This window comes from Photobacterium malacitanum (assembly GCF_900185615.1).
GTDB classification, from domain to species: domain Bacteria; phylum Pseudomonadota; class Gammaproteobacteria; order Enterobacterales; family Vibrionaceae; genus Photobacterium; species Photobacterium malacitanum.
Window position 1 is genome coordinate 1 of record NZ_FYAK01000025.1, and the last position, 3,188, is coordinate 3,188.

The 3,188-nt window shown below is 41.0% G+C and carries 3 protein-coding genes, 1 tRNA gene and 1 rRNA gene; 3 read left to right on the forward strand and 2 right to left on the reverse strand.

What is annotated here, in order from left to right; translation table 11 throughout:
• From gad to PMAL9190_RS19665, 3 genes are all read left to right on the forward strand, one after another.
• On the forward strand, positions 1-1,018 hold a 1,018-nt coding region (gene gad / locus PMAL9190_RS19655), incomplete at its 5' end, for a glutamate decarboxylase (RefSeq protein WP_087846958.1).
• A gap of 143 nt (positions 1,019-1,161) precedes the next feature.
• Positions 1,162-1,776 carry a trimeric intracellular cation channel family protein gene (locus PMAL9190_RS19660; protein WP_087846959.1) on the forward strand — a complete coding sequence of 205 codons (615 nt, stop codon included), beginning with the start codon at positions 1,162-1,164 and terminating at the stop codon, positions 1,774-1,776.
• Between the two features lie 121 nt (positions 1,777-1,897).
• Positions 1,898-2,419 carry a glycine zipper 2TM domain-containing protein gene (locus PMAL9190_RS19665; RefSeq protein ID WP_087846960.1) on the forward strand — a complete coding sequence of 174 codons (522 nt, stop codon included), beginning with the start codon at positions 1,898-1,900 and terminating at the stop codon, positions 2,417-2,419.
• A 494-nt stretch (positions 2,420-2,913) separates the two neighbouring features.
• Here PMAL9190_RS19665 and PMAL9190_RS19670 read toward each other — a convergent pair.
• Positions 2,914-2,990: transfer RNA gene (locus tag PMAL9190_RS19670), tRNA-Asp, on the reverse strand.
• Between the two features lie 74 nt (positions 2,991-3,064).
• Positions 3,065-3,180: ribosomal RNA gene (gene rrf, locus PMAL9190_RS19675) — 5S ribosomal RNA — on the reverse strand.
• Positions 3,181-3,188: the final 8 nt, after the last annotated feature.

The following is a 3,188-nucleotide window of genomic DNA, read 5'->3' on the forward strand; positions in this document are numbered from 1 at the left end:
AGGTGGTTTAGCTGCATTATGGCGCTGGCGTGAAAAGCGTCGTGCACTTGGTCAACCAACAGATAAACCAAACATGGTCTGCGGTCCGGTTCAAGTATGTTGGGAGAAATTTGCCCGCTACTGGGACGTTGAAATGCGCGAAACTAAAATGGACGATGGTCATTACTTTATGACCCCAGAAGACATGTTAGAGTTAGTAGATGATAACACTATTATGGTTGTACCTACTTTCGGCCAAACCTTTACTGGTTTATACGAAACAGTTAAACCATTATCTGATGCATTAGATACTTATGAGCATGACACTGGTAACTCGATTGATATTCACGTTGATGGTGCAAGTGGTGCAATGCTAGCACCATTCTGTGCTCCAGATATTGAGCTTTGGGATTTCCGCTTAGAGCGAGTTAAATCAATCAGTACTTCTGGTCACAAATTTGGTTTATCGCCATTAGGCGTTGGCTGGGTGGTATGGCGTAGCAAAGAAGATCTACCTGAAGGGTTAGTATTCCACGTTAACTACTTAGGTGGCGATATGCCAACTTTCGCGTTGAACTTCTCTCGACCTGCTGGTCAAATTATATCTCAGTACTATAATTTCCTTCGCTTAGGTTTTGAGGGTTATCAGCGTATTCACAGTGCTTGTTATGATGTCTGTGAAGATTTAGTTAAGGCATTGAATAAATTTGAACTATTTGAATTTATCTTTGATGGTAATCGTGAAACAGGGATCCCTGCTATTTCATGGCGTATTAAACCTGGAGTTGAATTACCATTCTCACTCTATGATTTAGCCGATCGTCTACGAACTCGAGGTTGGCTAGTACCCGCATATTCACTACCAACTAGCGGTAATGAAATTGTAATTCAGCGTATCTTGGTTAAACAAGGTTTTACAGCAGATCTTGCTAACTTATTAATTGCTGATTTCCAACGCTCGCTTGATTTTTTAAACTCTCATCCAACAGCGCAGTGCACAGCAGATGATGCACAAAGCTTTGATCATAGCGGTCGCTAATATCAATGAAAGCAAAGGTTAGTTTAATACTGACCTTTGCTATTTTTGAAAACACTAACTTCACTATTTACTCTCCCATTTAATATCTAAGATGCTAATATTTATAATTAATAATAAAAAATTACCACACTATAGGCGCTTAGATGTTTGTTCACACGATTGAAATCATCTGTATTATTGCCTTTGCTCTCAGCGCTGTAATCAGCGAAACCAATCGAGGCAAAGATATTGTCAGTGTCTTAGTCTTAGGCTGGGTAACCGCACTCGGTGGTGGTACTGTTCGCGATGTTATTTTATCCACCGAACAAGTTTTTTGGATCAAAGATCCATCTTACTTTTGGACCGCATTATTCGCTTCTATCTTTGGCTTTTTCTTCGCGCCTTATTTACGTAAAATTCGCGCAGAACGTTTAATCGTTATTCTTGATGCTATTGGTATCTCAATGTTCTCGGTATTAGTCACCAAGAATATGATCGCTCAAGACTATGCCGCTTATGTAGCCATAACAATGGGAATGATCACCGCGATTTTTGGTGGCGTTGTGCGCGATATTATCGCCAGCCGTCCAACAATGTTTAATAATACTGAATTTTATGCAACTCCGGTTATTATTGGCTGCTCGCTATATGTACTAATGGCACGCTGTAATATTAATTCAGAAATTGCGGCATTAGTGAGCATTGCTTTTATCTTTATTCTGCGCATGTATATCGTAATCAAGAAAAAAACCTTTCCTCATTATCTGATATTAAAATAATTTCATTCATTATAATTAACAGTTACATCACTGACATAAGCTTTACAATAAGCTTACATTTTACTGTCTTTTTTTTACTCCCAAAACATCATACTGAACGGTGTATTATTAGGAGTATCCAATGAATAAATGTCTCATTATTAGTCTTAGCACCATTATTGCCTTATCAAGCGCCCTTACGGGTTGTAATGGCAACGATAAAAACAATCCTAACCAAGCTGATATTCTCTCTGTCAAAGTTGTCACTAAAACGGTATCAATCCCGCATAAAATCTGCGAGCAAGTTGCTGTGACTCATCATGCTGCAGTAAAAGACGAAAATAAATTAGTCGGTACTGGGTTAGGCGGTGCTATTGGTGGCGTATTGGGACATCAAATTGGTGGCGGTAAAGGTAAAACACTTGCTACAGTGGCGGGAGCTGTTGCTGGGGCTGTTGCAGGTCGAGCTGTTCAGGATAAATACCAAGCTGAAAATACCACAACTTCAATGGAACAACGTTGTCATAATGAATATACCAAGAGCGATAAGATCATAGGTTATGATGTGACCTATAAAATTGGTGATAAGCAGAATACTATTCGTATGGAAAAAGAACCGGCAGGTGAGACTTTACCGGTGAAAAATGGCCACCTTGCTATTTAAACATCAGCGCGCCCCCCGGCGTGTCAGGCCGCTAAGTTTCCTAATCGAAACTAATTTATGACTTAATCCTCTGCCGTCATTCCCTACAGTGAGGTTACGAACGAGATAGGGAATCTATTATCAGCACGTTGTAGAGTTATTGTTTTAACTGCTTTTTTATTAGTTTCTTTAATGCTCAAACACGTGATAAGTAGATCACGGATAACTCGTACCTCCCTTCCGAGATGACGGATGATAGCCCACGCTATGATTACCATTTTATACAGACGAAAAAAAACCTGAATCTTTCGATTCAGGTTTCTTAAATAAATGTGAAGCGGACAGGACTCGCCACACCGAACATCAGCGCGCCCCCCCGGCGTGCCAGGCCGCTAAGCTTCCCAATAGAAAGTTAACCAACTGAACTACCACTCCGTAGTGTTTATTCAGCATCATCTTACTTTTAGATAGACGTAAAAAAGCCCTAATCTTTCGATTAGGGCTTTTCTGTATAATGGCGGAGTGGACGGGACTCGAACCCGCGACCCCCGGCGTGACAGGCCGGTATTCTAACCAACTGAACTACCACTCCGCAGTGTCTATTCAGCATAAATGCAACTTGTTTTGCCTTAAGATTTTCTTAAAATCTTAAAACAAGAAAGCGAAGCCTGGCGATGTCCTACTCTCACATGGGGAGACCCCACACTACCATCGGCGCTATTACGTTTCACTGCTGAGTTCGGCATGGGATCAGGTGGGTCCATAACGCTATGGTCGCCAAGCAAATTTG